The organism is Ramlibacter agri, assembly GCF_012927085.1.
GTDB classification, from domain to species: Bacteria; Pseudomonadota; Gammaproteobacteria; order Burkholderiales; family Burkholderiaceae_C; genus Ramlibacter; species Ramlibacter agri.
Genome location: NZ_JABBFX010000001.1, coordinates 345,582 through 371,849, shown reverse-complemented (window position 1 = coordinate 371,849; position 26,268 = coordinate 345,582). Strand labels below are relative to the sequence as shown.

28 protein-coding genes are annotated in these 26,268 nt (G+C 67.7%); 16 read left to right on the top strand and 12 right to left on the bottom strand.

What is annotated here, in order from left to right:
- Positions 1–29: 29 nt before the first annotated feature.
- Together HHL11_RS01850 and gstA are read right to left on the bottom strand one after the other, a co-directional pair.
- A complete protein-coding gene (locus tag HHL11_RS01850) occupies positions 30–1,133 on the bottom strand; it encodes an alkene reductase (RefSeq protein WP_169416681.1) in 1,104 nt (367 codons plus the stop codon).
- A gap of 88 nt (positions 1,134–1,221) precedes the next feature.
- The gene (gstA, locus tag HHL11_RS01845; RefSeq protein WP_169416680.1) at positions 1,222–1,827 is read right to left on the bottom strand and encodes a glutathione transferase GstA; all 606 of its coding nucleotides are present in this window, start codon (positions 1,825–1,827) and stop codon (positions 1,222–1,224) included.
- A 103-nt stretch (positions 1,828–1,930) separates the two neighbouring features.
- Between gstA and HHL11_RS01840 the strand changes: the two genes are divergently transcribed.
- Positions 1,931–3,172 carry an AsmA family protein gene (locus tag HHL11_RS01840; RefSeq protein ID WP_169416679.1) on the top strand — a complete coding sequence of 414 codons (1,242 nt, stop codon included), beginning with the start codon at positions 1,931–1,933 and terminating at the stop codon, positions 3,170–3,172.
- A gap of 97 nt (positions 3,173–3,269) precedes the next feature.
- Positions 3,270–4,106, top strand: a complete 837-nt coding sequence (locus HHL11_RS01835; protein WP_169416678.1) for a transglutaminase-like domain-containing protein — start codon at positions 3,270–3,272, stop codon at positions 4,104–4,106.
- A 36-nt stretch (positions 4,107–4,142) separates the two neighbouring features.
- Here HHL11_RS01835 and HHL11_RS01830 read toward each other — a convergent pair whose 3' ends face one another.
- Genes HHL11_RS01830 through HHL11_RS01820 form a run of 3 tightly spaced genes read right to left on the bottom strand, consistent with a single transcriptional unit; the run spans position 4,143 to position 6,414 of the window.
- Entirely contained in the window at positions 4,143–4,901 is a 759-nt protein-coding gene (locus HHL11_RS01830) for a class II aldolase/adducin family protein (RefSeq protein ID WP_169416677.1), read from the bottom strand.
- Positions 4,898–5,473 (bottom strand): HD domain-containing protein, encoded by a 576-nt coding sequence (locus HHL11_RS01825; RefSeq protein WP_169416676.1) that lies wholly within the window; start codon positions 5,471–5,473, stop codon positions 4,898–4,900. Before HHL11_RS01825 ends, HHL11_RS01830 begins: the two co-directional genes overlap by 4 nt.
- Complete coding sequence (locus HHL11_RS01820) at positions 5,473–6,414, bottom strand: helix-turn-helix domain-containing protein (RefSeq protein ID WP_169416675.1); 942 nt, start codon at positions 6,412–6,414, stop codon at positions 5,473–5,475. The genes HHL11_RS01825 and HHL11_RS01820 overlap by 1 nt, the downstream gene beginning before the upstream one ends.
- A 152-nt stretch (positions 6,415–6,566) precedes the next feature.
- On the opposite strand from HHL11_RS01820, the gene HHL11_RS01815 reads away from it, so the two are divergent.
- The 6 genes from HHL11_RS01815 (at position 6,567) to HHL11_RS01790 (ending at position 12,693) form a co-directional block, all read left to right on the top strand.
- On the top strand, positions 6,567–7,772 hold the full coding sequence (locus tag HHL11_RS01815; RefSeq protein ID WP_169416674.1) for an amino acid ABC transporter substrate-binding protein: 1,206 nt from the start codon (positions 6,567–6,569) through the stop codon (positions 7,770–7,772).
- Positions 7,773–7,851: 79 nt separating this feature from the next.
- On the top strand, positions 7,852–8,727 hold the full coding sequence (locus HHL11_RS01810) for a branched-chain amino acid ABC transporter permease (RefSeq protein WP_169416673.1): 876 nt from the start codon (positions 7,852–7,854) through the stop codon (positions 8,725–8,727).
- The gene (locus HHL11_RS01805) at positions 8,724–9,674 is read left to right on the top strand and encodes a branched-chain amino acid ABC transporter permease (protein WP_169416672.1); all 951 of its coding nucleotides are present in this window, start codon (positions 8,724–8,726) and stop codon (positions 9,672–9,674) included. Before HHL11_RS01810 ends, HHL11_RS01805 begins: the two co-directional genes overlap by 4 nt.
- Positions 9,667–10,428 (top strand): ABC transporter ATP-binding protein, encoded by a 762-nt coding sequence (locus HHL11_RS01800; protein WP_342593159.1) that lies wholly within the window; start codon positions 9,667–9,669, stop codon positions 10,426–10,428. The genes HHL11_RS01805 and HHL11_RS01800 overlap by 8 nt, the downstream gene beginning before the upstream one ends.
- On the top strand, positions 10,428–11,177 hold the full coding sequence (locus HHL11_RS01795) for an ABC transporter ATP-binding protein (protein WP_169416671.1): 750 nt from the start codon (positions 10,428–10,430) through the stop codon (positions 11,175–11,177). Before HHL11_RS01800 ends, HHL11_RS01795 begins: the two co-directional genes overlap by 1 nt.
- Before the next feature lie 61 nt (positions 11,178–11,238).
- The gene (locus tag HHL11_RS01790) at positions 11,239–12,693 is read left to right on the top strand and encodes an aldehyde dehydrogenase (protein ID WP_169416670.1); all 1,455 of its coding nucleotides are present in this window, start codon (positions 11,239–11,241) and stop codon (positions 12,691–12,693) included.
- A gap of 52 nt (positions 12,694–12,745) precedes the next feature.
- Here the strand turns inward: HHL11_RS01790 and HHL11_RS01785 are convergent, their stop codons facing one another.
- A complete protein-coding gene (locus HHL11_RS01785) occupies positions 12,746–13,033 on the bottom strand; it encodes a YkgJ family cysteine cluster protein (RefSeq protein WP_169419871.1) in 288 nt (95 codons plus the stop codon).
- Between the two features lie 67 nt (positions 13,034–13,100).
- On the opposite strand from HHL11_RS01785, the gene mnmG reads away from it, so the two are divergent.
- The 7 genes from mnmG to HHL11_RS01750 all read left to right on the top strand — a co-directional run bounded on the left by mnmG (position 13,101) and on the right by HHL11_RS01750 (position 19,916).
- On the top strand, positions 13,101–15,056 hold the full coding sequence (mnmG, locus tag HHL11_RS01780) for a tRNA uridine-5-carboxymethylaminomethyl(34) synthesis enzyme MnmG (RefSeq protein ID WP_169416669.1): 1,956 nt from the start codon (positions 13,101–13,103) through the stop codon (positions 15,054–15,056).
- A gap of 223 nt (positions 15,057–15,279) precedes the next feature.
- A complete protein-coding gene (gene rsmG / locus HHL11_RS01775; protein WP_169416668.1) occupies positions 15,280–15,960 on the top strand; it encodes a 16S rRNA (guanine(527)-N(7))-methyltransferase RsmG in 681 nt (226 codons plus the stop codon).
- Positions 15,961–15,996: 36 nt separating this feature from the next.
- Entirely contained in the window at positions 15,997–16,611 is a 615-nt protein-coding gene (locus HHL11_RS01770) for a LysE family translocator (protein WP_169416667.1), read from the top strand.
- Positions 16,612–16,700: 89 nt separating this feature from the next.
- Positions 16,701–17,492 carry a ParA family protein gene (locus HHL11_RS01765; protein ID WP_169416666.1) on the top strand — a complete coding sequence of 264 codons (792 nt, stop codon included), beginning with the start codon at positions 16,701–16,703 and terminating at the stop codon, positions 17,490–17,492.
- Positions 17,493–17,511: 19 nt separating this feature from the next.
- The gene (locus tag HHL11_RS01760) at positions 17,512–18,051 is read left to right on the top strand and encodes an alpha/beta fold hydrolase (RefSeq protein ID WP_169416665.1); all 540 of its coding nucleotides are present in this window, start codon (positions 17,512–17,514) and stop codon (positions 18,049–18,051) included.
- 6 nt (positions 18,052–18,057) lie between these two features.
- Positions 18,058–18,984 carry a ParB/RepB/Spo0J family partition protein gene (locus tag HHL11_RS01755; RefSeq protein ID WP_169416664.1) on the top strand — a complete coding sequence of 309 codons (927 nt, stop codon included), beginning with the start codon at positions 18,058–18,060 and terminating at the stop codon, positions 18,982–18,984.
- A gap of 206 nt (positions 18,985–19,190) precedes the next feature.
- A complete protein-coding gene (locus HHL11_RS01750) occupies positions 19,191–19,916 on the top strand; it encodes a DUF4124 domain-containing protein (RefSeq protein ID WP_169416663.1) in 726 nt (241 codons plus the stop codon).
- Positions 19,917–19,925: 9 nt separating this feature from the next.
- Here the strand turns inward: HHL11_RS01750 and HHL11_RS01745 are convergent, their stop codons facing one another.
- Entirely contained in the window at positions 19,926–21,350 is a 1,425-nt protein-coding gene (locus HHL11_RS01745) for an FAD-binding oxidoreductase (RefSeq protein WP_169416662.1), read from the bottom strand.
- Between the two features lie 55 nt (positions 21,351–21,405).
- Positions 21,406–21,996, bottom strand: a complete 591-nt coding sequence (locus HHL11_RS01740; RefSeq protein WP_169416661.1) for an EF-hand domain-containing protein — start codon at positions 21,994–21,996, stop codon at positions 21,406–21,408.
- 156 nt (positions 21,997–22,152) lie between these two features.
- On the opposite strand from HHL11_RS01740, the gene HHL11_RS01735 reads away from it, so the two are divergent.
- A complete protein-coding gene (locus HHL11_RS01735) occupies positions 22,153–22,713 on the top strand; it encodes a cob(I)yrinic acid a,c-diamide adenosyltransferase (RefSeq protein ID WP_169416660.1) in 561 nt (186 codons plus the stop codon).
- 29 nt (positions 22,714–22,742) lie between these two features.
- Here the strand turns inward: HHL11_RS01735 and HHL11_RS01730 are convergent, their stop codons facing one another.
- The 4 genes from HHL11_RS01730 to HHL11_RS01715 form a co-directional block, all read right to left on the bottom strand.
- Positions 22,743–23,165 carry a hotdog fold thioesterase gene (locus tag HHL11_RS01730; protein WP_169416659.1) on the bottom strand — a complete coding sequence of 141 codons (423 nt, stop codon included), beginning with the start codon at positions 23,163–23,165 and terminating at the stop codon, positions 22,743–22,745.
- A gap of 10 nt (positions 23,166–23,175) precedes the next feature.
- Positions 23,176–24,507 carry a solute carrier family 23 protein gene (locus tag HHL11_RS01725; RefSeq protein WP_169416658.1) on the bottom strand — a complete coding sequence of 444 codons (1,332 nt, stop codon included), beginning with the start codon at positions 24,505–24,507 and terminating at the stop codon, positions 23,176–23,178.
- 49 nt (positions 24,508–24,556) lie between these two features.
- Positions 24,557–25,438 carry an alpha/beta hydrolase gene (locus HHL11_RS01720; protein ID WP_169416657.1) on the bottom strand — a complete coding sequence of 294 codons (882 nt, stop codon included), beginning with the start codon at positions 25,436–25,438 and terminating at the stop codon, positions 24,557–24,559.
- A 199-nt stretch (positions 25,439–25,637) separates the two neighbouring features.
- On the bottom strand, positions 25,638–26,240 hold the full coding sequence (locus HHL11_RS01715; protein ID WP_169416656.1) for a TetR/AcrR family transcriptional regulator: 603 nt from the start codon (positions 26,238–26,240) through the stop codon (positions 25,638–25,640).
- Positions 26,241–26,268 lie beyond the last annotated feature (28 nt).

The window sequence follows — 26,268 nt, the reverse complement described above, 5'->3', positions numbered from 1 at the left end:
TGGCTTCCCGCCTTCGCGGGAATGACGATTTACTTCAGCGCGGGGTAGTCCGTGTACCCCTTCGCCCCACCGCCATACAGCGTCGTCTTCTCCACCTCGTTCAGCGGCGCGTTCGCGCGCAGCCGCTCCACGAGATCCGGATTGGCGATGTACGGCCGGCCGAAGGCCACCAGGTCCGCGTCGCTGGCGAGCGCGCGTTCGGCCAGCGCCTTGTCGTAGCCGTTGTTCACCATCCAGGTGGCCTTGCCGCCGGCATCGCGGTAGGCCTTGCGCAGCGCGGCGTAGTCGAAGGGGCGGCCGTCCACTTCGCGCGGGCCGCCGGTGGCGCCCTCGATGATGTGGATGTAGGCCAGTCCCAGCGGCGCGAGCTGCTTCACGACGTACTCGAACAGCGGTTGCGGATCGGCGTCGACGACGTCGTTGGCCGGCGTCACCGGCGACAGGCGCAGGCCGACGCGATGGCCGCCGACTTCGCCGACCACCGCGCGCATCACTTCCAGCAGCAGGCGTGCGCGGTTCTCGATGGAGCCGCCGTAGTCGTCACGCCGCTCGTTGGAACCGGTCTTCAGGAACTGGTCCAGCAGGTAGCCATTGGCGCCGTGCACTTCGACGCCATCGAAGCCCGCGCTGGTGATCGCGTTGCGCGCAGCGTGGCGGAAGTCCTGCACGATGCCGGGCAGCTCGCCCGCGTCCAGCGCGCGCGGCTCGGAGGTGGCCGCGAAGCCGCCCTGGCCGTCCTTGACGAGATAGGTCTTGGTCTTGGCCGTGATGGCGGAGGGCGCGACCGGCTTGCCGCCGTCCGGCTGCAGGTCCACGTGCGAGACGCGGCCCACGTGCCACAGCTGGCAGTAGATGCGGCCGCCCTTGGCATGCACGGCATCGGTGACGCGCTTCCAGGCGTCGAGCTGTTCGGTGCCGTAGAGGCCGGGCACGTCGGCGTAGCCCTGGCCCTGGTGCGTGATGGCCGTGGCTTCGGAGATCAGCAGGCCGGCCGAGGCACGCTGCGCGTAGTACTCCGCCATCAGCGGCGTGGGAATGGCCTGCGGCGCGCGATTGCGCGTGAGCGGGGCCATGACGATGCGATTGGGCAGGTGCAGGCTTCCGACCTGCACCGGGTCGAACAAGGATTTCATAGAGCTTTGTTGTTGCGGCCTTGAACCGCTATCCATGCGGCCGAGGCACGTGGTTCGATCCCGGCGCGGGGCCGGGATGACACCTAGGTTATTGCAGTCCCTCGACTTTCAAGGCCTCCTGCACCGCGGGGCGGGCAGCAACGCGCGCCATCCAGGCCTGCAGGTTGGCGAAGCCGCTGATGTCGATGTTCATCGGCTTGGTCCAGCGCGTCACGGTGAAGAGGTAGCCGTCGGCCACGCTGAAGTGGTCGCCCAGCACGTACTGCTTGCCGGCGAGTTCCTTGTCGATGAACTCGTAGCGGCTGGAGAGCTTGTCGCGGAACACCTTCTTCGCGGCTTCGTCCAGCGCGGGATTGAACAGCGGCGAGAAGGTCTTGTGGATCTCGGTGCCGATGAAGGTCAGCCACTCCTGCAGGCGGTAGCGGGGCAGGGTGCCGTTGGCGGGCGCGAGGTTCTTGGTGGGCGCCTGGTCGGCAACGTATTGCACGATGGCCGGGCCTTCGCGCAGGCGGGTGCCGTCGTCGAGTTCCAGCATCGGTACGTAGCCCAGGGGGTTGATGCCGTAGTAGTCGGTGCCGTCCTGCAGCTTGTGCGACTTGGTGGAGGCCAGCACGGGCTCGAAGGCGAGGCCGGCTTCGCGCAGGGCGATGTGCGGGGACAGCGAGCAGGCGCCCGGGGAGTAATACAGCTTCATCCTTGTTTCCTTTGGTGTCGACCGTGAAGAATTCGATGCTAGCGGGTGTGAAGAATTCCTGCAGGGGTGTGGGTTGAAGCCCGGCAGTGGGGACAATAGGCGCATGGTGAAGTGGTTGAAATGGCTGGCGGCGGCCGGCGTGCTCGGCGTGCTGCTGCTGGCGGGTGTGGCGGTGGCCTTGCAGCATTGGCTGCGCACCGAGGATTTCCGTGCGCGGGTCGAAAAGGAAGCAGCGGCTGCCCTGGGCGTGCCGCTCAAGCTGGGGCGGCTGTCGGTGGACCTGTTCCCGGTGCCGGCCGTGGCAGTGGACCAGGTGCGCTTGCAGACGAAGCCCTCTGCGCTGAGCGTGGAGCGCGTCGAGGCGCGGCCGCGCTGGGCGGCGCTGCTGATGGGGCGGCTGGAGATCAAGACCCTGGTGGTGCGCCAGGCCGTGCTGCCGCAGACCGGCATCGCGGCGCTGACCGCAGTGATGCAGAAGAAGGACAAGGACAAGGGCAAGAAGCCCGAGCCGGCCGCGCCCGGCAAGCCGCTGGTGCTGCCGCAGAGCGTGCTGCTGGACAACATCACCTGGATCGACGAGAAGGGCCAGCCCATCACCATCGATGCCAAGGCGGACCTCACCGACGACGGGCTGCTCGATTCCGCGTCCTTCAAGGTCGTCGCGGGCCGCTTCGAAGGCACGCACGGCGAGATCAAGCAGGAAGGCAAGGAGTGGCCGGTGGAAATCGCCATCGGCGGCGGCCACGTGAAGGGCAAGCTCCAGCTGCAGCCGGGCAAGGCCGCGGGGCTGCAGTTGCTGACGGGCCAGCTCACGACCGAGAACGTGGAAGTCTCCGCGCTGACCGCGCCCAGCAAGCCGCTGACCGGCAAGCTGCAGGCGCAGACCACGCTGCGCTCCGAATACAAGGACCCGGGGCAGATCGTCGACGTGCTGCAGACCAGCACGCACTTCACCGTGCGCAACGCGGAGCTGCAAGGCATCGACCTGGCCCGCGCAGTGCAGACGGTGGGCCTCAGCCGCGGCGGCAGCACCCGGCTCGACACGCTGGCCGGGCAGGTCAACACGCAGGGCAAGACCGTGCACCTGACGAACCTGGTGGCGACCTCGGGTTCGCTGTCCGCCACCGGCAACGTGACGCTGGCGGCGAACAAGTCCCTCAGCGGCCGTGTGGCGGTGGACCTGGCGCATGGCGCGCTCGGCGTGCCGCTCGCCGTGGGCGGCACGCTCGACGAGCCCAGCGTGACCTTGACCAGCGCTGCTCTCGCCGGCTCGGCTGTCGGCGCGGCGACGACGAGCATCGGGGACAAGATAGGCAACGGCCTGCGCGGCCTGTTCGGCAAGTAGCGCAGCGCGTCCTACAGCTGGCGAAGGCGCCAGACTATTGGCTGGGCTTGGCGCCGGCCGTACGATGGATGTCACCCATTCGTCGTACGGAGAACGCATGCACCTGTCGACCGTGGAGACGGTGCTCGAATACCAGGTGCTGTCGACCGCGCACTTCTGCTTCAACATCGAGGCCGCGCACTGGCCGACGCAGAAGCTCCTGAGCGAACGTCTCTCCATCTCCAGCGGCGTCACGCCGCACGCCTACACCGACGCGCGCAGCGGCAACCGCTTCCTGCGCTTCGACGCGAAGCCCGGCCCGCTGAAGGTGAGCTACAAGGCGGAGGTGGAGGTGCACACGCCGGCGCCCGACACGAGCCTGGCCGAACGACCCGTGGGCAAGGTGCCCGACGGCATCTTTCCCTACCTGCTGGCCACCCGCTATTGCGAGTCGGACCTGCTGTCCAATGAAGTCGTGCGCATGTTCGGCCACGTGCCGCCGGGCTATGGGCGCGTGAAGGCGATCGTGGACTGGATCCGCAACGAGGTGGCGTATCGGCCGGGCAGCACCAACAGCAACAGCACGGCGGGCGAGGTGCTGCAGCAGCGCGCCGGCGTGTGCCGCGACTTCGCGCACCTGGGCATCACCTTCTGCCGCGCGCTCAACATCCCGGCGCGCATCGTCGTGGGCTATGTGTGGTTCGATGAGCCGCCGCAGGATTTCCACGCGGTGTTCGAAGCCTGGCTCGATGGCCACTGGGTGCTGTTCGACCCGACCGGGATGGCGCCGGTGGACCGGCTGGTGCGTATCGGCACCGGCCGCGATGCCAAGGACGTGGCCTTCGCGACCATGTTCGGCCAGGTGCAGATGGCGCGGAAGGAAGTGATGGTGCTGGAGCACGACCCGCGATTCGTCATTCCCGCGCAGGCGGGAAACCAGTGCGTCCGCCTTTAGTGCCCTGGGTCCCCGCCTGCGCGGGGATGGCGAAGCTTACGTCTTGTACGAAGGATCCAGCTTGTCCAGCCGACGTAGCAGCGCCGGCCACGCGATGTTCGCGCCCTGGCCCTTGGTGACGGCCTTCAGCACCTCGCCCATGCCTTGCATGATGCGCGCGTCGACTTCCACCAGTTCGCCGCCGCCGGCCTGCGCATCGATCTGGATGCGGCAGGTGTTCTCGAAGGTGTACATCGACAGCCAGGCATCGGCCACGCTGGGCCCCACGGTCAGCAGGCCGTGGTTGCGCAGCAGCAGGAAGTTCTTGTCGCCCAGGTCGCGCTGCAGCCGCGGCTTCTCTTCGTCGCGCAGCGCCACGCCTTCGTAATCATGCACGCCCAGCGAAGCCAGCACGAAGGTACTTTGCTGGCTGATCGGCAACACGCCTTTCTTCTGAGCACTGACAGCGACGCCGGCGCGGCTGTGCGTGTGCAGCACGCAGCCCACGTCCGGCCGGCCGTCGTGGATGCAGCTGTGGATGACGAAGCCCGCGGGGTTCACCGGGAAGGGCGAGTCGATGATCTTGTTGCAGGCCTGGTCGACCTTCACCAGCGAGGACGCGGTGATCTCGTCGAACATCAGGCCGTAGGGATTGATCAGGAAGTGATGCTCGGGTCCCGGGATGCGCGCGCTGATGTGCGTGAAGACGAGGTCGCTCCAGCCATAGAGCGCCACCAGCCGGTAGGCGGCGGCGAGGTCCACGCGCAGCTGCCATTCCTCGGCGCTGACGACTTCCTTCAACGATGCGATGTTCATGACCCCTCCTTGAGGTAGATCGAGTTGCGCGGCTGCGCCATCACCCGCCGCAGCATGGGCAGGAATTCCTCGATCGGCAGGGTCTCGGCCCGCGGGTCGAACGCCGGGTTGTCGTACAGCGCGCAGAACTCCTCGGTGCGAGTGTAGTGAGGATGCTCGCGGAAGCGGTCGCGCAGGTTACGGTCCAGCCCGATGTGGTGGAAGAAGTAGTGGCCCTGGAAGATGCCGTGCTGCTGCACCATCCAGTGGTTGGCCTCGCTGGCGAAAGGCTTGACGATGGCCGCGGCGATATCGGGATGGTTGAACGCGCCGAGCGTGTCGCCGATGTCGTGCAGCAGCGCGCAGACGACGTACTCCTCGTCGCGGCCATCGCGCAGCGCGCGCGTGGCGGTCTGCAGCGAATGCGTGTAGCGGTCGACGGGAAAGCCGCCGTAGTCGCCTTGCAGCAGCTGCAGGTGCTGGACCACGCGGTCCGGCAGCGCCTGCGCGAAAGGCATGAATTCGCCGGTAATGGCTTGCCAGTCCGCCGCCGTGCTGTCCTGCATGCGGGTGAAGTTCGCGTGTTGGTTCATCAGGAGCTTCTGAATTCGGAAGGGCTCATGCCCGTGTGGTCGCGGAACACGCGGCTGAAGTGGGACGGATTGCCGAAGCCCCAGGACAGCGCGATGTCGGTGATGGGCCGCGCATGCGGCCCGGCCTGTTGCAGGTCGCGGATGCAGGCCTGCAGGCGCAGGCGCTGGATGTAGGCGGCGATGGATTCGCCTTCGCCGCTGAAGGCGTTGTACAGGTGGCGGCGGCTGCAATGCAGCGCGCGGGCGATGGCATCGGCGGACAGCTGTGGGTCGCGCAGGTGCTGCTGCACGTAGCCGCGGATGCGATCGCGCAAGGCCTCGCGCTGTGTCAGCGCCGTGTCCTGCCCCGACAGCTCCATCAGCGACAGCCGCACCAGCTGCTTGATCAGTTCGCCGGCGCCCGCCGCTGCAGCGCCGCTCATGTTGGGCAGCTCCAGGTAGGTGTTGCGCATGGTCTCGAGCGCCACGCGCGAGATGCCGTTCGCGCCGAGACGCCGCGCCATCACGCCGTCGAAGCGCTGCCCGCGCTCCAGGATGCCTTCCTTGGGCACCATCACGATCAGGTGGTCGCTGCGCTCCGGGTTGCCGATCTCGTAGGTGCCGGTCGTGTCGTAGATGACCCATGCGCCATCTTGCGCGCACGCTTGCCGGCCCTGCTGCTGCACGACCGCGCTGCCGCGCCAAGGCGCGACGATCTTCAGGTAGGCGACGTCGCTGGTGCGGACCATCGAGGCAGTGCGCAGCACGCGATGGCGGTTGGCTTCGAGCCGCGTGAGGATGACGTCGCCGGCTTGCGAGGACACGATCTGGCCGTCGAAATCGACGTCGCCGTACAGGTCCGACTGCAGGCCGCAGAAGTGGCGCGAGATCCATTCGGCCCACTGCGGCGCGCGGTCACGCGGCGCGACCACGTCGGTGCTGAGGAGGGTGGATTGCGCCATGCCAGCACTGTGGCGCGGCCCAGCTGATGAATGCCTAAGGGTTAACCCGGTTCGTCGTGCACACGCAGGCAAGCGCTTCTGCGCGGAGAGCAAAGCAGCGCGGCCGTGGGCTTCCTAGCATGCGGCACCTGATCCCCGCAGAGGAGACAAGCATGGCGCAACGCATTCCCACCATCCCCCGCCGCCGCTTCATCCAGGGCGCCGCCGCCGTGGCTGGCGCCTCGGTGGCGCCTGGCCTGCTGGCGCAATCGGCGCCGGTGCGGGTCGGCTACACGATGTCGCGCACCGGCCCCTGGACCGGCGGCGCGCAGGTGAGCCAGGAACCCAACTACATCCTCTGGGCGGAGCAGCAGAACGCCGCCGGCGGCCTGGACGTGAAGGGCGCGAAGCGCAAGATCGAGCTCGTGAGCTCCGACGACCGCAGCGAAGTCGAGACGGTGGTGCGCAGCTACGAGAAGCTGATGGGCAGCGACAAGGTCGACCTGATCCTGCCGCCCTGGGGCAGCAACGCCAACTTCGCGCTGGCGCCGCTGGCCACGCGCTACGGCTACCCGATGCTGGCGCCGACGGCGCTGTCGCGCAAGCTGATCGACATGAACCTGCCCTACTTCTTCTCGCTGCTGCAGCAGCCCGATCGCATGATGGGCGCGCTGGTCGACCTGCTGGTGGCCAATGGCGCGAAGTCGGTGGCGATCGTCTACATGGACGACCTGTTCGGGCTGGAGAACTTCGCCGCGTTGAACGCCGCGCTGAAGAAGACCAGCCTGCAGGTGACCGATCGCAAAAGCTATCCGCTGGGCGTGAAGGACCTGTCGCCGGTGCTGCGCGGCATGAAGGAGCAGAACCCCGATGCCTTCATCGGCATCACCTATCCGCCGGACACCATCCTTGCTTCCAAGCAGAGCAAGGAAGTGGGCTTCAACCCGAAGTTCTTCTACGCCTCGGTGGGCACGGCCTTCCAGTTGTACAAGGAAGTGATGACGCCGGCCGGCGCCGAGGGCGTGCTGGGCATGGGCTCGTGGAACAGCAAGACGAGCCCGGGCGCCAAGGCCTACTTCGATGCGCACGTGAAGAAGTTCGGCAAGGAGCCGGACCGCTGGGCCAGCGGCCATTGCTGGGCCGGCCTGGAGATCATGACCAACGCCTGCAAGACCGTGGGCCTGGACCGCAAGGCGATGCGCGACTACGTGCAGAAGACCAACCACAAGACCATCGTCGGCGACATCAAGTTCACCGGCAGCGAAAACACCTCGACGCCCGGCACCGTGTCGCAATGGCAGAAGGGCGAGTTCGAAGTGGTCTGGCCCACCAGCGTGGCGACGGCGAAGCTGGAGCCGGCCAAGGCGGCCTGGAAATAACAAGAGAGGGAAGAAGGGGAAGGGAAGTCGTTCGGTTGTCATCCCGGGCCTGCCCGGGGTGACAACCCTCTTTATCACCATGTCCCTCGGCGCCTGGACCGAACTCATCGCCTCCGGCTTGCTCACCGGCGGCATCTATGCCCTGGTGGCGCTGGGCCTCAACCTGCAGTACGGGTTGATGCGCATCCTGAACATCGCGCACGGCGAGTTCCTGATGGTGGGCGCCTATCTCACCTGGATGGCGCAGGCCAGCTTCGGCGTCTCGCCGCTGCTGATGATCCCCGTTTCCTTCGTCGTGTTGATGGCGACCGGCCTGGTGATCCATCGCCTGTGTTTCCGCCGTCTTGCCGAGACCTCGCCCAACCTCGACGTGTTCGAGGCGCGCGGGCTCATGGTGGCCTTCGGCCTGCTGTTCCTGGTGCAGAACCTCGTGTCCTGGGCCTGGGGCGGTGACCTGCGCGGCTACGACTACCTGACGAATCCGGTGGCCTTCGGCGGCGCGCAATTCGCGGCCAACAAGCTGCTGGTGTTCGGCCTGGCCCTCGTGTTCGGCCTGGGGCTGATGCTGTTGTTGCGCATGACCTTGCTGGGCAAGGCGGTGCGCGCGCTGATGCAATCGCCCACGGGCGCGCAGCTGGTGGGCATCAACATGCGCGTGCTGCACCCGCTGATGTTCGGCGTCGGCCTGGGCCTGTCCGGCGTGGCGGGCGCATTGCTGTCGATGGCGTACACGATCTCGCCTTCGATGGGCGAGCCCTACACGGTCACTGCGCTGATCGTCATCACGCTGGGCGGCTTCGGCAGCATGGGCGGCGCCCTCGCAGGTGGCTTGCTGCTCGGCGTGGTGGAAGCGATCGGCATGCACTTCACCAATCCTTCGCTCAAGGCGCTGCTGTCCTACGGCGTCTTCATTGCGGTGCTGCTGCTGCGGCCGCGGGGACTGTTTGCACGATGACCTCCAGGCAGTTCCTCGCGCGTGACTTGCTGGTGCTGGCCGCTTTCGCCGGCTGGGCGCTGGCCTTGCCTTACTGGGGCAGCGAATTCCTGGTGTCGCTGGCGCTCAGCTGCCTGATGTACGTGGCGCTGTCTTCGAGCTGGGCGCTGTTCTGCGGCACCACGCGCTATCTCTCGCTGGCGACTTCCGCCTTCTTCGGCATCGGCGCCTACACCAGCGCGATCGTGCTGGCGCAGTGGGGTTGGGCGGCGACCATCGCGGCGGGTGCGGGTGTCGCCGTGCTGGTCGCAGCGGTGATGGGCGCCGCGGTGCTGCACCTGCGCGGCACGTACTTCGCTGTGCTCACCTTCGGCATGACCGAATTGATCCGCTATGCCGTGACCTATTTCGAGAAGAGCGTCACCGGTACCGTAGGCCGCGTGCTGACGGTGGTGCCGAAGAAGGACACTGTCTACCTCACGGTGCTGGGCCTGGCGGTGCTCGCGGTGGCGGTAGCCATCGTCGTGCGGCGCACGCGCTTCGGGCTGGCGCTGGCGGGCATAGGCGGCGACGAGCAGCGCGCACAGACGCTGGGCGTGAACACGCGCTGGGTGAAGACCGCGGGCTTCGCGCTGACCGCTGCTTTCGCGGGCGCGGTGGGCGCGGCGATGTCGACGCGCTGGACCTACATCGATCCGCCGACCGTGTTCAACCCCTTCATCGGGTTCCAGACCGTGCTGATCGCGCTGATCGGCGGAGCGCTCACGCTGTGGGGTCCGCTGATTGCCGCCATCGTGTTCAGCGTGCTGGCCGAGACCTTGCGGCTGCAGGCGCCGCAGATCTACATGATGGCGCTGGGCCTGTTGCTGATCCTGTCTGTGCTGTACCTGCCAGGCGGGCTGGCATCGCTCCGTTGGGAGATGCTGCGCGGCTGGTGGGGTTCATTGCGTGGAGGACGCCGTGCCTGATCGCCCGCCCTTGCTGGAAGCCCGCGAGCTCACCGTGCGATTCGGTGGGCTGACCGCGGTCGATGCCGTCAGTGCAACGCTGGAGGTGGGCGAGCTGGTGGGCATCATCGGGCCCAACGGCGCCGGCAAGACGACCTTCTTCAACGCGGTGTCGGGCGTGCTGGCGCCGACCTCGGGCCGCCTGCTCCTGGAGGGCGAGGACCTGACGGGGCAGGGCCCGCATCGCTTCGCGCAGCATGGACTGGCACGTACCTTCCAGACGCCACGCGTGTTTGCGGACATGACGGTGGCGAGCAACGTGAACTTCGGCTTGCAGTTCGCGGGACGTCGTCATCGTGCGCAGGACGTACCCTGGGCGTTGCGCGACGTGGCCAGCATCCTCGGTGTCATCGGCCTGCAGAAGCAGGCGGCCATGCCGGCCAGCGCGATCACGCCTTCACAGCAGCGGCTGCTGGAGATCGGCATGGCGCTCGCCACGCGACCGCGCCTGCTGCTGCTGGACGAAGTGGCCGCGGGCCTGACCGAAGGCGAGATCGAGGCGATGGCGTCCCTGATCCGCCGCCTGCGCGACGAGCTCGGACTGACGGTGGTCTGGATCGAGCATGCGGTGCGCACCCTGCTGCGGCATGTGGAGCGCGTGCTGGTGCTGCACCAGGGCCGCAAGATCGCCGACGGCTTGCCCAGCGAGGTCGTGCGCAACGCCGAAGTGATCGAAGCGTATCTCGGTGACGAGATGGCGGAGGCCGGCGGCTGATGCACTACGACGCGCAGCCCTTCGAACTGGGCGCGGCCGGCCGGCGCGCGCAGTTGCGCGTGCAGGGCTTGTCGGCGGGGTATGGCGCTTTTCTCGTGCTGCGCGATCTCGGCCTCGAAGTGCGGACCGGGCTCACGGTGATCCTCGGTCCCAACGGCGCGGGCAAGACGACCTTGCTGCGTGCATTGAACGGGTTGATCCCGCGCACCGGCGAGGTGCTGCTGGATGGCGAGCCGCTGTCGGAGCGCACGCACGAAGTGGTGAAGTCAGGTGTTGCGCTGGTGGCCGAAGGCCGCCAGCTGTTCCCGCAGATGACGGTGCTGGAGAACCTGGAGCTCGGTGGCTGGCTCGTGCCCAAGGCCGAGCGGACGCGCCGCCTCGAGCAGGTGATGAGCGATTTCCCCAAGCTGCGCGAGCGCGCGCGCCAGGCCGCCGGCACCATGAGCGGTGGCGAGCAGCAGATGGTGGCGGTGGCGCGCGCGATGATGAGTGCGCCACGTCTCTTGATGCTGGACGAGCCCTCGCTGGGCCTGGCGCCACGCATGGTCGACGAGCTGCTTGGCATCGCCCGCCGCATCGCCGATGCCGGCACCACCGTGCTGATGGTGGAACAGAACGTGAAGAAGGCGCTGGCCGTGGCGGACCGCGGTTACGTGATGGAGCGCGGCGCGCTGGTCGCCAGTGGCGCGGCGCCGCTGCTCGCGCGCTCCAGCGTCATCCGCGAAGCCTATCTGGGCGCCTCGTCGTAGGCTGGGTTCGCGCCGCGAAGCAAGCGACCCCAGCGCCTGGTGCAATGCAAAGGAGCAAGCAATGTCCGATCTCTCCATGTTGATCAACGGCCTGCAAGTCACGGCCGAAAACGGCGCGACCTTCGAACGCCGCAATCCCCTGGATGGCAGCGTCGCCACGCGCGCGCCGGCCGCATCGCCGGCCGATGCACTGCTCGCCGTCGAAGCCGCGGCGGAAGCCTTTCGCACCTGGAGCGAAACCGGCCCGAGCGAACGCCGCGCCTTGCTGCTGAAGGCCGCCGACAAGCTGGAGGCGAAGCTGCCCGCCTTCGTCGAGGCGATGGCCACCGAGACCGGTGCCACCGCGATGTGGGCCGGCTTCAACGTGATGCTGGCCGGCGGCATGATCCGCGAGGCAGCGTCGCTGACCACGATGATCGCCGGCGAAGTGATCCCGTCCGACGTGCCGGGCTCACTAGCCATGGGCGTGCGCATGCCGGCCGGCGTGGTGCTGGGCATCGCACCCTGGAATGCGCCGGTGATCCTGGGCGTGCGTGCGGTCGCGACGCCGCTGGCTTGCGGCAACACGGTGGTTCTGAAAGGCAGCGAGAACTGCCCGCGCACCCACCAGCTGATTGCCGAAGCGTTCACGGCAGCGGGACTGCCGGTGGGCGTCTTCAACTACATCACCAATGCGCCGCAGGAAGCGGGCACGGTGGTGGAGGCGGTGGTGGCGCATCCGGCGGTGCGGCGCGTCAACTTCACCGGCTCGACGCGCGTGGGCAAGCTGATCGCGCTGACCTGCGCGAAGTACCTGAAGCCGGTGGTGCTGGAGCTCGGAGGCAAAGCGCCGCTGGTGATCCTGGACGACGCGGACATCGACGATGCGGTGAACGCCGCGGCCTTCGGCTGCTTCGCCAACAGCGGCCAGATCTGCATGAGCACCGAACGCATCATCGTCGACGAGAAGATCGCCGACGAGTTCGTGCGCCGCTTCGCCGCCAAGGCCAAGGCGCTGCCGGTGGGCGACCCGCGCAAGCCGGAGCCGGTGGTGCTGGGCAGCGTGGTCGGCATGAACACCGTCGACCATTGCAACGCGCTGCTGGAAGATGCGCTGTCCAAGGGGGCGAAGCTGTTGTGCGGCGGCGAGGCTTCGAGCACCTTGATGGCGGCGACCTTGCTGGACCGCGTGACGCCGCAGATGCGCATCTACCACGAGGAGAGCTTCGGTCCGGTCAAGCCCATCATCCGGGTGCGCGGCGTGGAAGAGGCGATCGCCTGCGCCAACGATAGCGAGTACGGCTTGTCCGCCGCCGTGTTCGGCCGTGACATCGCCCGTGCCTTCAACGTGGCGCGCCGGATCGATTCGGGCATCTGCCATGTCAATGCGCCGACCGTGCACGACGAAGCGCAGATGCCTTTCGGCGGGGTGAAGGGTAGCGGCATGGGCCGCTTCGGCGGCCGCGCCGGCATCCACGAGTTCACCGAGCTGCGGTGGATCACGGTGCAGACCGCGCCGCGGCATTACCCGTTCTGACCCGCTTGTCGCTGTGCATGTAGGGTGCGCAGCTGCGCTGCGCACCACTCGATCAAGGCTGGGTAAGGACTTCCAGCGAAGTGAGCCAGTGCATCGCCTGCGCCTGGCTGCTCCCGCACATCTCCTGCGACGGCTGCAACCCGCCGCAGAACGCTGGCCGCTCGGGCTTCCCGAACAGCTTGCAGCGGTTCTCTTCGTCGAGTTGCACGCACCTCACCCCCGCCGGCTTGCCCTTCGGCATGCCAGGAATCGGCGAGTTGATGGACGGCGCAATGCAGCAGGCGCCGCAGTCCTGGCGGCAGTTCACGGGCGCGATTGGACCACGGGTGCAGGGTTGCATTCCGCAAAGTAAAATCTTGCCCTTTCGGCCAGCGGGCCGCCCCGCGCCCGGACCGGCGCCTCTTTCCATGCTTTATCCAGAAGAATTCGACGTCATCGTGGTCGGCGGCGGCCATGCCGGTACGGAAGCGGCTCTCGCTTCCGCGCGTATGGGCGCCAAGACCTTGCTGCTCACCCACAACATCGAGACCTTGGGGCAGATGTCCTGCAACCCTTCGATTGGCGGCATCGGCAAGGGCCACCTGGTCAAGGAGGTCGATGCGCTGGGCGGCGCGATGGCGATCGCCACCGACGAGGCCGGCATCCAGTTCCGCATCCTCAACTCCAGCAAGGGTCCGGCCGTGCGCGCCACCCGCGCCCAGGCCGACCGCATCCTGTACAAGGCCGCGATCCGCCATCGCCTGGAGAACCAGCCGAACCTGACGCTGTTCCAGCAGGCCGTGGACGACCTGATGGTGGAAGGCGACCGGGTGGTCGGCGCCGTGACGCAGGTCGGCATCCGCTTCCGGGGCAGGGCAGTGGTGTTGACCGCCGGCACCTTCCTGGACGGCAAGATCCACGTCGGCCTGCAGAACTACCCGGCCGGCCGGGCGGGCGATCCGCCGGCGGTGTCGCTGTCTGCGCGCCTGAAGGAACTGAAGCTGCCGCAAGGCCGGCTGAAGACCGGGACGCCGCCGCGCATCGACGGTCGCACCATCGACTTCAGCCAGTGCGAAGAGCAACCCGGCGACCTGGACCCGGTGCCGGTGTTCAGCTTCCTGGGCCGCGCCGACATGCACCCGAAGCAGGTGCCGTGCTGGATCACCCATACCAACGAGCGCACCCACGACATCATCCGCTCCGGCTTCGACCGCAGCCCGATGTTCACCGGCAAGATCGAAGGCGTCGGCCCGCGCTACTGCCCGAGCGTCGAAGACAAGATCAACCGCTTCAAGGACAAGGACAGCCACCAGGTCTTCCTGGAGCCGGAAGGGCTGACGACCAACGAGTTCTATCCCAACGGGATCTCGACCAGCCTGCCGTTCGACATCCAGCTGGGCTTGGTGCGGACGCTGCCCGGGCTGGAGCAAGCCCATATCCTGCGGCCCGGCTACGCTATCGAGTACGACTATTTCGACCCGCGGGCGCTGAAGTCCAGCTTCGAGAGCAAGGCGATCGCCGGCCTGTTCTTCGCCGGCCAGATCAACGGCACGACTGGCTACGAGGAGGCGGCTGCCCAAGGCCTGTTTGCCGGCATCAATGCCGCGCTGCAGGTGAAGGGCGAGGCGGCCTGGCTGCCGTCGCGTGACCAGGCTTACCTGGGCGTGCTGGTGGACGACCTCATCACCAAGGGCGTGACTGAGCCGTACCGGATGTTCACCAGTCGGGCCGAGTACCGGCTGCAGCTGCGCGAAGACAATGCCGACCTGCGCTTGACCGAAGACGGGCGCCGGATGGGCCTGGTGGACGATGTCCGCTGGGACGCCTTCAGCCGCAAGCGCGACGCTGTTTCACGTGAAACAGAGCGGCTGAAAGCGACCTGGGTGAACCCCCGGATCGTCTCGGCGGCGGAAACCGAGCGAGTGCTGGGCACGACGATCGAGCATGAGTACAACCTCGGCGACCTGCTGCGCCGGCCCGATGTGGGCTATGAGTCGCTGATGTCGCTGGAATCGGGCCGCTGGCGCAGCGCCGATGTTTCACGTGAAACCTTGGGCGAGCTGTACGCGCCGGTGGTGGAGCAGATCGAGATCGCGGCCAAGTACTCCGGCTATATCGAGCGGCAGAAGGACGAAGTCCAGCGGGCCGCGTATTACGAGAACCTGAAACTGCCGGCCGAGCTGGACTACACGCAGGTTACCGCGCTCAGCATCGAAGTCCGGCAGAAGCTCAGCAAGCACCGCCCCGAAACGCTGGGCCTGGCTTCCCGGATTTCGGGCGTGACCCCGGCGGCGATCTCGCTGTTGCTGGTGCACCTGAAGAAGAACAAGTACAAGGGCTTTGCCGAGGCGGCGAACCAGGTTGCGGGACAGGCGGCGGCATGAGGGGAGGGGTGGATCGCGGGCTGATGGAGGGTCGACGGGATGCTCGGGTTGGCCGAGGTTCTGGCGTCTGCCTCGTCCGGAAGGGCATTCGTCGGCCGGGTTCGGCGAAGCCGACCCCAGCTTCACGGCGTTTCGAAGCGGCCGCAAGCTGGGGTTCGCTGCGCGAAACCCAGCCTACGGAATCCCGCGCGCAAGGGGTGCAACCCACGGAGCAGGGCACGCGATGATGCAATCCCCCCGCGAAACCCGCCTCCGGGCCGGCATCCAGCAACTCGGCCTGGACCTCTCCGACGCCCGGGTCGCCCAGCTCCTGGCCTACCTCGACCTCATCCAGAAGTGGAACAAGGTCTACAACCTCACTGCCGTCCGCGATCCCGAGGAGATGCTGGGCCAGCACTTGCTGGATAGCCTGGCCGCGGTCGGGCCGTTGCGCCGGCAGACCCAGGGAAAGCCGGGAAGGCTTCTCGACGTCGGCTCCGGCGCGGGCCTGCCCGGCGTGGTCATCGCCATCTGCTGCCCGGAACTGCAGGTCGAATGCGTGGACACAGTGGGCAAGAAGGCCGCCTTCATCCAGCAGGCCGCCAGCCAGCTGCAGCAGTCCAACCTCAAGGGCGTGCACGACCGGGTGGAGAACCTGGCCGGCCCCTACGACGTGATCTGCTCGCGCGCCTTCGCCTCGCTCGCCGACTTCGTCAGCTGGTCCGGCCAAGCGCTGGCGGAGCAGGGCGTCTGGCTGGCCATGAAGGGCAAACGGCCGGACGATGAGCTGGCCGCGCTGCCAGCAGGAGCTGAAGTGTTTCACGTGGAACAGTTGAGCGTGCCCGGCCTAGCCGCCGAACGCTGCATCGTCTGGCTGCGCAAGCGCCTGCGTGCGGAAAGCACCACAGGGCAGCCGGCAGGCTGACGGTAAACTCAGCCCTCACCCCGGAGGGCCTCCCGAATGTTTGGCGTTGCCGACTACGGCGCGTTCGTCGCCGCGATCCTTGTCTTTCTCGCCATCCCGGGCCCCGGGAACCTGGCCCTCATCACGTCCACCGGCAAAGGCGGTATCCGCGGCGGCCTGGGCGCCACCTTCGGCATCATCGCTGGCGACCAGGTCCTGATGTGGGCAGCAGTGGCCGGCGTCGCCGCGCTGCTGGCTGCCTATCCCGCGGCTTTCCACCTGGTCCAGTGGTCGGGCGCCGTGTATCTCGCCTGGCTGGGCGCCAAGATGCTGCTGGCCAAGCCGGGCGCCGGGCCCATCCTGCACATGGAGCCGCGCCGCTACTTCCAGCAGGCCTTCTTCATCACCTTGCTGAACCCCAAGGCCATCGTGTTCTACATGGCCTTCTTTCCGCTCTTCATCGACCCGGCCCGCCACCAGGGCATGCTCACCTTCAGCGTGATGGCGGCGACCATTGCCTTCCTCACCTTCTGCTACGGCCTGGGCGCCGTGCTGCTGACCCATTTCCTGGCGGAGCGCATGCGCGCCAACCCGCTCATCGGCCGCGTGCTCGAAAAGCTCGCCGGCACCTTCCTCATCGGCTTCGGCGTCAAGCTCGCAATCTCCAAATGAATATGAGCCCCCACGTTCGCTCACTGCGTGTAGCTCTCTGCCCCCCGAGGGGTCCGTCAGTGTCCTTCGGGCGGCCGGGCGGACACTGAATGGCCAAGATCTTTTGCGTCGCCAACCAGAAGGGTGGAGTTGGCAAGACGACCACGACGGTGAACCTGTGCGCCGGCCTGGCCAAGGTGGGCCAGCGGGTGCTGATGGTGGACCTCGACCCGCAGGGCAATGCAACCATGGGTTCGGGCGTCGACAAGCGCAGCCTGCAGCACACGGTCTACGACGTGCTGCTGGAAACCGCGACGGTCGCCGAAGCGCGGGTGAAAAGCGAGCGCCTGGCCGAGGCCGGCTGCAGCTACGACATCCTGGGCGCCAACCGCGACCTGGCCGGCGCCGAGGTGGAACTGGTTGACGTCGAGCGGCGCGAACGGCGCCTGAAGCAGGGCCTGGATGCGGTCGCCCCGGACTATGACTTCATCCTCATCGACTGTCCGCCGGCGCTGTCGATGCTGACGCTGAACGGCCTGTGCGCGGCACACGGCGTCATCGTGCCCATGCAGTGCGAGTACTTCGCGCTGGAAGGCCTGTCGGACCTGGTGAACACCATCAAGCAGGTGCACGCCAATCTGAACAAGGACCTGGAGATCATCGGCCTGCTGCGCGTGATGTTCGACCCGCGCATCACCTTGCAGCAGCAGGTGAGCGACCAGCTCAAGGCGCACTTCGCCGACAAGGTGTTCAACACGGTGATCCCGCGCAACGTGCGACTGGCCGAAGCGCCCAGCTACGGCCTGCCCGGCGTGGCCTTCGACCCGTCCGCGCGCGGCAGCCAGGCCTTCGTCGAGTTCGCCGAGGAAATGGTCGCGCGCATCGGCTCGATGAAACGCTGATTGCTTCGAAAAAGATAGCGTGAAAGCGAAGAACGTCCTCATTCTCCCGGGTTGGGAGAACAGCGGTGCGAAGCACTGGCAGAGCCTCTGGGAGGAGCGCCATGGCTACACCCGCGTCGAACAGCACGACTGGATGCGGCCGTTGCGGGGCGACTGGGTCGCGCGGTTGGAGGAGGTGCTCCTCACCTGCGACGAGCCGGCGGTGCTGGTGGCGCACAGCCTCGGCTGCATCCTCACGGCGGCCTGGGCCGCGCACTCGCGCAACACGCATCGCGTGAAGGCCGCGCTGCTGGTCGCGCCTGGCGACGTGGAGCGGCCGGAGATCCGCGAGCAGATCCCGAGCTGGTCGCCGATCGAGCTGCGCGCCTTGCCTTTCCCGGCCGTGCTGGTGGCGAGCCGCAACGACCCCTATTGCGAATTCGAACGCGCGCGCCTGTTCGGGCACGCATGGAACGCACAGTTCATGGACCACGGCGAAGCCGGCCACATCAACGCCGACTCCGGCCTGGCCAGCTGGCCCGAAGGCCATGTCCTGCTGCAGGACTTGATGAAAGACTGAAGAGAGATGGTCACGAAAAAACCCAAGGGCCTGGGACGCGGCCTCGAAGCGCTGCTGGGCCCCAAGGTGGAAGAGGGCACGAACGCCAGTGCGGACGGCGCCGGCGCCAACGCCGGTACCCCCATGTCCATGCGCCTGGACGACATGGTGCCGGGCATGTACCAGCCGCGCACCCGCATGGACGAGGGCGCGCTTTACGAGCTCGCCGAGTCGATCAAGGCCCAGGGCATCATGCAGCCCATCCTCGTGCGCAAGCTGCACGATGGCGAGAACGCGGGCCGCTTCGAGATCATTGCCGGCGAGCGCCGCTTCCGCGCCGCCAAGCTCGCGGGCCTGGACACCGTGCCGGTGCTGGTGCGCGACGTGCCGAACGAAGCGGCCGCCGCGATGGCCCTGATCGAGAACATCCAGCGGGAAGACCTCAACCCGCTGGAAGAGGCGCAGGGCCTGCAGCGGCTGATCAAGGATTTCGGCCTCACGCACGAACAGGCGGCGCAAGCCGTCGGGCGTTCGCGCTCGGCGGCGTCGAACCTGCTGCGCCTGCTGAACCTGGCCGACCCGGTGCAGACGATGCTGATGGCGGGCGACCTCGACATGGGCCACGCCCGCGCGCTGCTGTCGCTGGAACGCGCGGCGCAGATCACGGCCGCCAACCAGATCGCGCAGAAGAAGCTGTCGGTGCGCGAGGCTGAGAACCTGGTCAAGCGCATCGGCGCCGAGTTCAGCCTGGTCTCGCCCAAGCCCAAGAAGGAAAAGTCGCGCGACATGCGGCGCATCGAGGAAGAGCTCTCCGACCTGCTGACCGCCGAAGTCGAGGTGCGCGTGAAGAAGCGCGTCAAGCGGCACGGGCGGATCGAGGAGCTGGGCGAGGTGTCGATCCAGTTCGGCTCGCTGGACGAGTTGAACGGCCTCATCGACCGGTTGCGGGGATGACGCGGCGCCACACCGCCTGCATCCATCCGTAAGCTCCTGCCGTTGGCGGTAGCCAACGGCTCCTTGCCGTACAAGGCCCGCGCAGGCAGTACGCGCTCACCTTTACCGCTCGTCTCCCGGCGCACGGCGTGGCCGGTGCCTACCGACCGGGCATAGCATGGCTTGAAGTTCTTTACCGGAGAGATCCGATGAAGGTGCCATTGCGAATGCTTACGGCCGTGCTGTTCCTGGCTTGCGCTAACTCCCAGGGTGCCGAGTTGTACGCCTGCCGGGATGGGGGCGGCCGCCCCAGCTACCAGCAGTTGCCCTGCAGCGAATTGCAGCAGGACGCCGCACCGCCAGTCGCGCCAGTCGCGGCAAAGCCGGCGGCCGCGGTTCCGTCGCAGGCCCTCACGCGCCGCAAGCGCGAAGTGCTGGACCTCACCGTCATGCTGCAACGCTGCCGCAGCGACCAGCCCGGTTTTGCCGAACGCAGCGAAGCCGTCCTCGTCGCCTGGAAGAAGCGCTACGCGCAGACCCTCGCCGAACAGCGCTCGCAACTGGCCAGCCAGCTGCGCGAGGCGAAGCGCATCACGATCTCGCCGCAGTTCTGCACCGACGACCTGCTGCGCAAGATGGAGCCGCTGACCGTGATGCCGGACACGCGCCTGGATTCCGTGGAGAAGACCTGGGGCCTGTTCCTGGCGGCGCTGAAAGCCGGCGATCGCTTGACCGCCGAACACTGCCTCACCGGCAAGGCGGAAGCGCGCTGGAAGCAGCGCGCCGAGCAGCTTTCGGACGAGGACCTGCGCCGTTACGCCGAAGGCATCCGCGGCTTCAAGGTACGCTGGGGCGACGACTACATGAAGGAGGCGCTGGCGGCCGACGACAGCCACGTGGCCGGCGTCGTCTTCGAGAACCTCAACGAGGAGTGGCGGATCAGCGACCTGTGACGCCGTGCCTCAGAGCGCGAAGATCTTGCCGGGATTCATGATGTTCTTCGGATCGAGCGAGCGCTTGATCGTCCGCATCATGTCCACCGCGCCGGCGCCGGCCTCGTCGAGCAGGAAGCCCATCTTGTGCAGGCCCACGCCGTGCTCGCCGGTGCAGGTGCCTTCCAGCCGCAGCGCGCGTGCCACCAGCTGGTGGTTCAGGCTTTCGGCCACTTCGCGTTCCTTGGGGTCGTCCGGATCCAGCAGGTAGCCGAAGTGGAAGTTGCCGTCGCCCACGTGGCCGACGAGGAAGTAGGGGATGCCGCTGGCATCGGCCTCGGCCACGGAGTCCAGCAGGCAGTCCGCCAGGCGCGAGATCGGCACGCAGGTGTCGGTGGAGATCACCTTGCAGCCAGGCCGCGATTGCACCGCCGCGAAGTAGGCGTTGTGGCGCGCGGTCCAGAGGCGCGTGCGCTCTTCCGGCGTGGTCGCCCATTCGAAGGCGGCGCCGCCATGTTCGGACGCGATCTCCTGCACCGTCTCGGCCTGCTCCTTCACGCCGGCCGGCGAGCCGTGGAATTCCATCAGCAGCATCGGCTCTTCGCGCAGGCCCAGCTTGCTGTGCGCGTTGACCATGCGCACCGTGTGCTTGTCGATCAGCTCGACGCGCGCGATCGGCACGCCCAGCTGGATCACCTGGATGACGCTGCGCACCGCGGCTTCGATGCTCGGGAAGGAGCAGATCGCCGCGGAGATCGCTTCGGGGACCGGGTACAGGCGCAATGTCACTTCGGTGATCACGCCCAGCGTGCCTTCGCTGCCGACGAACAGGCGCGTGAGGTCATAGCCGGCGGAGGACTTCTTCGCGCGCGTGCCGGTGCGGATCACTTCGCCGCTGGCCGTCACCACTTCGAGGCCCAGCACGTTCTCGCGCATCGTGCCGTAGCGGACGGCGTTGGTGCCGCTGGCACGCGTGGCGCTCATGCCGCCCAGCGAGGCATCGGCGCCCGGGTCGATCGGGAAGAACAGGCCGGTGCTCTTGATCTCTTCGTTCAGCTGCTTGCGCGTCACGCCCGGCTGCACGGTGACCGTGAGGTCCTCGGAGTTGACCGACAGCACCTTGTTCATGCGGCTCACGTCGATGCTGATGCCGCCCTGCACGGCGAGCAGGTGGCCTTCCAGCGAAGAGCCGACACCGAAGGGAATGACCGGCACGTCGTATTGGCTTGCCAGCTTCACTGCATCGGCCACGTCCTGCGTCTTCTCGGCGAACACCACGGCCGCGGGCGGCGGCACTTCGAAGGAGGACTCGTCGCGACCATGCTGTTCGCGCACCGCTATTGCCGTGGAACACTGTTCGCCGAAGCGCGCCTTCAGCGCGGCGACGAGTGCAGCAGGGACATCCCGCTGGTGGACTTCGGGGACCAGGTGCGAGAGGGCGGCAGGGGCGTTCATGCCGCCCAGTGTAGTCGGGCAAGGGCGGCAAGTCAGCGGGTCCAACCCGCGGCTGCTACTGCAGCGAATCGTCGTATTCGAAGCGCGAGATGACGCCGTCGAAGTTGCGGTCCATCTGCTCGAAGCTCATGGTGGGATTCGGCAGCCGGCGGAACTCGCTGCGGCTCAGCTCGCCGTCGTGGTTGCCGTCGGCCTCGAGGAAGGCGCGCGCGGCGTCCACCGCATTGACGCCGCCAGCGCCGCTGCCCAGGTACTGGCTGGGCCCGGCCGCGCCGCCTGCGCCGAGCACGTTGGTGGCCGGCGAGGCCACCCCCGTGTCCACGCCGCCCGTGGTGCCGATGGCGCCGCCGGTGGAGAAGCCGCCGGCCACGTTGTTGGTGCTGGGCACCGATGTGCCGACGTTGCCGTTGGGGTTCGCGCTGGCCGCGACGCGATCGGTCGAGGTGCCGGCACCGCTGCCGGCGGTGAGGCCGGCCGGGAAAGACGAGCGCAGCCCCGCCGGATTCGGCGTGGCCTGGGCCGCCACGGTGTTGGCCGCCGGACGGCTGCTGGTGGACCCTTGCACGCTGCGGGTCTGCGCTTGCGCAGCCGCGGCAGACAGCAGGGCGAGCGCGAGCACGGGGACGATGCGGAAAGCATGAGGCATGGTGGACTCCTGGACTTCGTTGCCGCTCGAGACGCACGGCGGCCTGCCGCCATGCTCGCGCTGTGCTCGCCTGCCGCACAGTCGGCGAGGCCCACAGTTGCTGTAGGCGCAGGCGGACTTGCGCGCCTGGGCCACAATGCAGCCAAGGAGACGCATATGGGCAAACGGCTGACGCAGATCGCAACGCGGACCGGCGACGACGGCACCACCGGTCTGGGCGACAACACGCGGGTCGGCAAGGACCACCTGCGCGTGCACGCGATGGGCGAGGTGGACGAACTCAATTCCCACATCGGCCTGCTGCTGTGCGAAGAGCTGCCCGCGCCGGCGCGCGAGCTGCTGGTCGACATCCAGCACCAGCTGTTCAATCTCGGCGGCGAACTGTCGATCCCGGGCTTCGAGCTGCTGAAGGCAGATGCAGTGGCTCAATTGGACGACGCGCTCGCGGAGTACAACGCGCAATTGCCCAAGCTGCAGGAGTTCATCCTGCCCGCGGGCAACAAGGCTGCGGCGCAGTCGCACGTGTGCCGCACCGTGGCCCGCCGCGCCGAGCGCGCGCTGGTGGCGCTGGGCCGCCAGGACAAGCTGCGCGAGGAGCCGCGCCAATACTTGAATCGGCTGTCGGATTTGTTGTTCGTGCTGGCGCGCGTCTTCAACCGCATGCATGGCGGTGATGACGTGTACTGGAAGAGCGAGCGGCTCGCGCGCTCGGAGTGAGTCTCGCGCGCCAGCGCAACCCAGCTCCCTTAGCGTTCCTTCAACACCGCCATCGTGATCCGCGACACGCAGGTCAATTCGCCTGCGTCGTTGTGAAGCTCGATGGCCCACACCTGCGTGCTGCGCCCTACGTGCACCGGCCGCGTCACGCCGGTCACCCAGCCGGACGTCGCACCGCGCAGGTGGTTGGCATTGATGTCCAGGCCGACGACGCGGTAGCCCGGCTCGGCGCAGTACATGGCGCCGCAGGAGCCCAGCGTCTCCGCCAGCACCACGCTCACGCCGCCATGCAGCAGGCCATAGGGCTGGCGCGTGCGGGCGTCGACCGGGATCCGGGCCTTGATGAAATCGTCGCCGACCTCGAGGAACTCCATCCCGAGATGTTCGGGTGCGGTGTCCTTGTGGACGGCCGCGAGGGCGGCGACGGAGATGGGACGCTTCCAGATGGCCATGCGGCCCATCTTAGCGGCTGCGCGTCTCCACCGAAGGCGCGTCCGCGACGCTGACGCCGGACGAGCCGTCGCGGTTCAGGATGGCGTACAGGAGGATCGCGCCGAAGGTCGCGGTGCCGATGCCGCCCAGCGCGAACCCGCCGAACTTCAAGGTGAAGTCGCCGGTGCCCATGATCAGCGTGATGGCCGCGACGATGAGGTTCTTGTTGCGCGAGAAGTCCACGCGGTTGTCGACCCAGATCTTGGCGCCGGCAATTGCGATCAGGCCGAACACCACGATGCTCACGCCGCCCATCACCGGCAGCGGGATCGCCTGGATGACGGCGCCGAACTTGGGCGAGAAGCCCATGATGATGGCGAAGGCCGCGGCGAACAGGAAGGCCGCCGTCGAATAGATCTTGGTGGCCGCCATCACGCCGATGTTCTCGGCATAGGTCGTCACGCCGGTGCCGCCCACCGAGCCGCTCACGATGGTGGCGACGCCGTCGCCGATGAAGGCGCGGCCGATGTACTGGTCCAGGTTGCGGCCCGTCATCGCGGTCACGGCCTTGATGTGGCCCAGGTTCTCGGCGACCAGGATGATGGCCACCGGCACGATCAGCAGCATGGCCGGGCCGCTGAACACCGGCGCCGTGAAGCTGGGCATGCCGAACCAGGCGGCGTTGGCGATGCCGGAGAGGTCCAGCGGCTTGCCCATGCCGGCGCCATTGGTGAGGATGGCGTAGATGATGGTGGCGACGATCAGCCCGAGCAGGATCAGCAGGCGCTGCACCATGCCGCTGGTGAACACCGCGACCACGCCGACGCAGACGAAGGTCACCAGTTGCATCCAGCTTTCGAAGTTGTTCGCGGCCATGTTCTTCACCGGCACGCTGGCGAGGTTGAGGCCGATCACTGCGACGACCGAGCCGGTCACCACCGGCGGCATCAGGCGTTCCACCCAGGCGGTGCCGATGGCGTGCACGATCGCACCGATGATGGCGTACACGATGCCGCAGGCGATGATGCCGCCCAGCGCCACGCCGATGTTGGTGTTCGGGCCCTTGCCCGCATAGGCCGAGGCCGCGATCACGACACCGATGAAGGCGAAGCTCGAGCCCAGGTAGCTGGGCACCTTGCCGCCGGTGATGAGGAAGAAGAGGAGCGTGCCGACGCCACTCATCAGGATGGCGATGTTGGGGTCGAAGCCCATGAGGATGGGCGCGAGCACCGTCGCGCCGAACATCGCGATCACGTGCTGCACGCCCATTGCCGCAGTTTGCGGCCAGGGCAGGCGTTCGTCGGGGGCGATCACGCCGCCTTGCTGCAGCACCGCTGCCGGTTTTTCCGTCCAGTCGAACATCGCTCTTCTCCTCTTCGTCGTTGGAATCGAGCGATGCTAGGTGCAACAGTCAGGGGGCGCAAGCAAATGCGAGGACTTCGGCGATGACGCTCTCCTCGCGGAGCATCTTGCGATGCCCCAGGCCATCGGTCGCGACCAGCCGCGCGCCGGCGATGGCGGCCGCGAAAGCCTGGCCGTCGCGGAACGGGTTCACGCGGTCGCCGCGGTCGTGGACCACCAGCACCGGCACGTCAATGCGCGGCCCCACGCTGGCCGGCTCGAAGGACGGCATCAGGATGGCCTCGCGCTCCTCGATGCGCTTTTGCATCGCGGAACGCGTGGTTTCGCTGAGGCCGAAGACATGGGCGAAGTAGCGCGTGTACTCGCGCGGCGAGGCAGGCGGCGCCAACAGCGCCATCCTCTCCACCGGCAGGCCACGGCTGGCGGCAAAGGCCGCGGCGTTGGCGCCCAGCGAATGGGCGGCCAGCAGGCGCAGCTCGTGGCCCTGCTGGCGCAGGCGGCTCGCGGTGTATTCGATGGCGCGTGCGAACTGAGGCAGGTTGCTCGCCAGGCCGGCGCTGCGGCCATGGGCCGGCATCTCCAGCAGCACCGGTTGCAGGCCTTGCTGCAGCAGCGCCTCGGCCAGCGCGCGCAGCTGCCCGGCGTGGCCGCCCCAGCCGTGCACCAGCAGGGCCAGCGGCGCATTCGACTCCGCCCGCGGCAAATACAGCGTGAGGTTCGCGTCTTCGAAAGGCCAGTGCTCCGCCTGCCAGCCCGGGCCCCAGGCCGTGCGCCGGTTCAGCCACTTGGGCGGCAGCGGCGTGCCGAACAGGCGAGTGGCGGCACGCACCGCCAGCGCCGGCCACAGCCGCTGCGAGGTGGCGAGCGCCATGCGGAACAGGCGGATGCCGGTGCTGGCCTGGTAGTAGCCGGCCGTGGCTTCGCGCGTCATGCGGATTCCTTTCAGAAGAAGACCATGTCGTCGTTGCTGCGCGGCAAGCGGCGCAGGGTGTCCAGTGCGGCGCTCACGGCGCGCCAGCCGCCCCAGGCGGCGACCAGGATCAGGAGGGTGAACATGGAGAACTCCTTTCTCCGCACGAGTGTGCGAAATATGGACGAGGAAGAACGCGAGGTGGCATGGAGCAAGGCGCTCAGGCTTGGTACGTGGAAAGCAGCCGCAGCCAGCTGGCCTGCGTGCGTTCGGCGGCGCGCGGGTCGCGCAGGAAGCGGACGTCGTGGACCAGGCCCATGACCAGTGCGCAAGCCTCGCCCACGAGCTGCTCCGGGTCGGTGTCGGCCTTCAGGTGCCCGGCTTCGATGGCCTGCAGCACGGTGCGGCGCAGGGCGGCGCGCCAGCGGGTCACTTCGTCCAGCAGCTGGTCGCGCAAGGGGCCTTCGCGGTCGTCCAGTTCGAAGGCGCCCGCGGTGTAGAGGCAGCCGGTGTGCGCCTCGACATCGCGCACCCGGATGATCCAGCGCCGCACGATCTCGTTCAGGCGCGGCAGGCCCTTGGGCTGCTGCATGGCAGGCGCGAACACGTCGGCGAGGAAGCGGCGGCCGAACTCCTCGATCACGGCCTTCTGCAAGGCTTCGCGCGAGCCGATGCGCGAGAAGACGCCGCTCTTGCTGAGGCCGATGCGGTCCGCCACCACCTGCAGCGAAAGCGCCTCCAGCCCCTCGGCCGCGGCCAGGTCGAGCGCCGCGCCGACGATCGCGGCGCGGGTCAGTTCGCTCTTCTGGGTCTTGGCGTCCATGCGGCGGAATATAGCACGCGTGTGCGAA

What these genes read in the sequence shown, in the direction of transcription:
- HHL11_RS01850 (WP_169416681.1), bottom strand. Translation starts at nt 1,133, where the DNA reads ATGAAATCCTTGTTCGACCCGGTGCAGGTCGGAAGCCTGCACCTGCCC.
- gstA (WP_169416680.1), bottom strand. Translation starts at nt 1,827, where the DNA reads ATGAAGCTGTATTACTCCCCGGGCGCCTGCTCGCTGTCCCCGCACATC.
- HHL11_RS01840 (WP_169416679.1), top strand. Translation starts at nt 1,931, where the DNA reads ATGGTGAAGTGGTTGAAATGGCTGGCGGCGGCCGGCGTGCTCGGCGTG.
- HHL11_RS01835 (WP_169416678.1), top strand. Translation starts at nt 3,270, where the DNA reads ATGCACCTGTCGACCGTGGAGACGGTGCTCGAATACCAGGTGCTGTCG.
- HHL11_RS01830 (WP_169416677.1), bottom strand. Translation starts at nt 4,901, where the DNA reads ATGAACATCGCATCGTTGAAGGAAGTCGTCAGCGCCGAGGAATGGCAG.
- HHL11_RS01825 (WP_169416676.1), bottom strand. Translation starts at nt 5,473, where the DNA reads ATGAACCAACACGCGAACTTCACCCGCATGCAGGACAGCACGGCGGCG.
- HHL11_RS01820 (WP_169416675.1), bottom strand. Translation starts at nt 6,414, where the DNA reads ATGGCGCAATCCACCCTCCTCAGCACCGACGTGGTCGCGCCGCGTGAC.
- HHL11_RS01815 (WP_169416674.1), top strand. Translation starts at nt 6,567, where the DNA reads ATGGCGCAACGCATTCCCACCATCCCCCGCCGCCGCTTCATCCAGGGC.
- HHL11_RS01810 (WP_169416673.1), top strand. Translation starts at nt 7,852, where the DNA reads ATGTCCCTCGGCGCCTGGACCGAACTCATCGCCTCCGGCTTGCTCACC.
- HHL11_RS01805 (WP_169416672.1), top strand. Translation starts at nt 8,724, where the DNA reads ATGACCTCCAGGCAGTTCCTCGCGCGTGACTTGCTGGTGCTGGCCGCT.
- HHL11_RS01795 (WP_169416671.1), top strand. Translation starts at nt 10,428, where the DNA reads ATGCACTACGACGCGCAGCCCTTCGAACTGGGCGCGGCCGGCCGGCGC.
- HHL11_RS01790 (WP_169416670.1), top strand. Translation starts at nt 11,239, where the DNA reads ATGTCCGATCTCTCCATGTTGATCAACGGCCTGCAAGTCACGGCCGAA.
- HHL11_RS01785 (WP_169419871.1), bottom strand. Translation starts at nt 13,033, where the DNA reads ATGCAACCCTGCACCCGTGGTCCAATCGCGCCCGTGAACTGCCGCCAG.
- mnmG (WP_169416669.1), top strand. Translation starts at nt 13,101, where the DNA reads ATGCTTTATCCAGAAGAATTCGACGTCATCGTGGTCGGCGGCGGCCAT.
- rsmG (WP_169416668.1), top strand. Translation starts at nt 15,280, where the DNA reads ATGATGCAATCCCCCCGCGAAACCCGCCTCCGGGCCGGCATCCAGCAA.
- HHL11_RS01770 (WP_169416667.1), top strand. Translation starts at nt 15,997, where the DNA reads ATGTTTGGCGTTGCCGACTACGGCGCGTTCGTCGCCGCGATCCTTGTC.
- HHL11_RS01765 (WP_169416666.1), top strand. Translation starts at nt 16,701, where the DNA reads ATGGCCAAGATCTTTTGCGTCGCCAACCAGAAGGGTGGAGTTGGCAAG.
- HHL11_RS01755 (WP_169416664.1), top strand. Translation starts at nt 18,058, where the DNA reads ATGGTCACGAAAAAACCCAAGGGCCTGGGACGCGGCCTCGAAGCGCTG.
- HHL11_RS01750 (WP_169416663.1), top strand. Translation starts at nt 19,191, where the DNA reads ATGCTTACGGCCGTGCTGTTCCTGGCTTGCGCTAACTCCCAGGGTGCC.
- HHL11_RS01745 (WP_169416662.1), bottom strand. Translation starts at nt 21,350, where the DNA reads ATGAACGCCCCTGCCGCCCTCTCGCACCTGGTCCCCGAAGTCCACCAG.
- HHL11_RS01740 (WP_169416661.1), bottom strand. Translation starts at nt 21,996, where the DNA reads ATGCCTCATGCTTTCCGCATCGTCCCCGTGCTCGCGCTCGCCCTGCTG.
- HHL11_RS01735 (WP_169416660.1), top strand. Translation starts at nt 22,153, where the DNA reads ATGGGCAAACGGCTGACGCAGATCGCAACGCGGACCGGCGACGACGGC.
- HHL11_RS01730 (WP_169416659.1), bottom strand. Translation starts at nt 23,165, where the DNA reads ATGGCCATCTGGAAGCGTCCCATCTCCGTCGCCGCCCTCGCGGCCGTC.
- HHL11_RS01725 (WP_169416658.1), bottom strand. Translation starts at nt 24,507, where the DNA reads ATGTTCGACTGGACGGAAAAACCGGCAGCGGTGCTGCAGCAAGGCGGC.
- HHL11_RS01720 (WP_169416657.1), bottom strand. Translation starts at nt 25,438, where the DNA reads ATGACGCGCGAAGCCACGGCCGGCTACTACCAGGCCAGCACCGGCATC.
- HHL11_RS01715 (WP_169416656.1), bottom strand. Translation starts at nt 26,240, where the DNA reads ATGGACGCCAAGACCCAGAAGAGCGAACTGACCCGCGCCGCGATCGTC.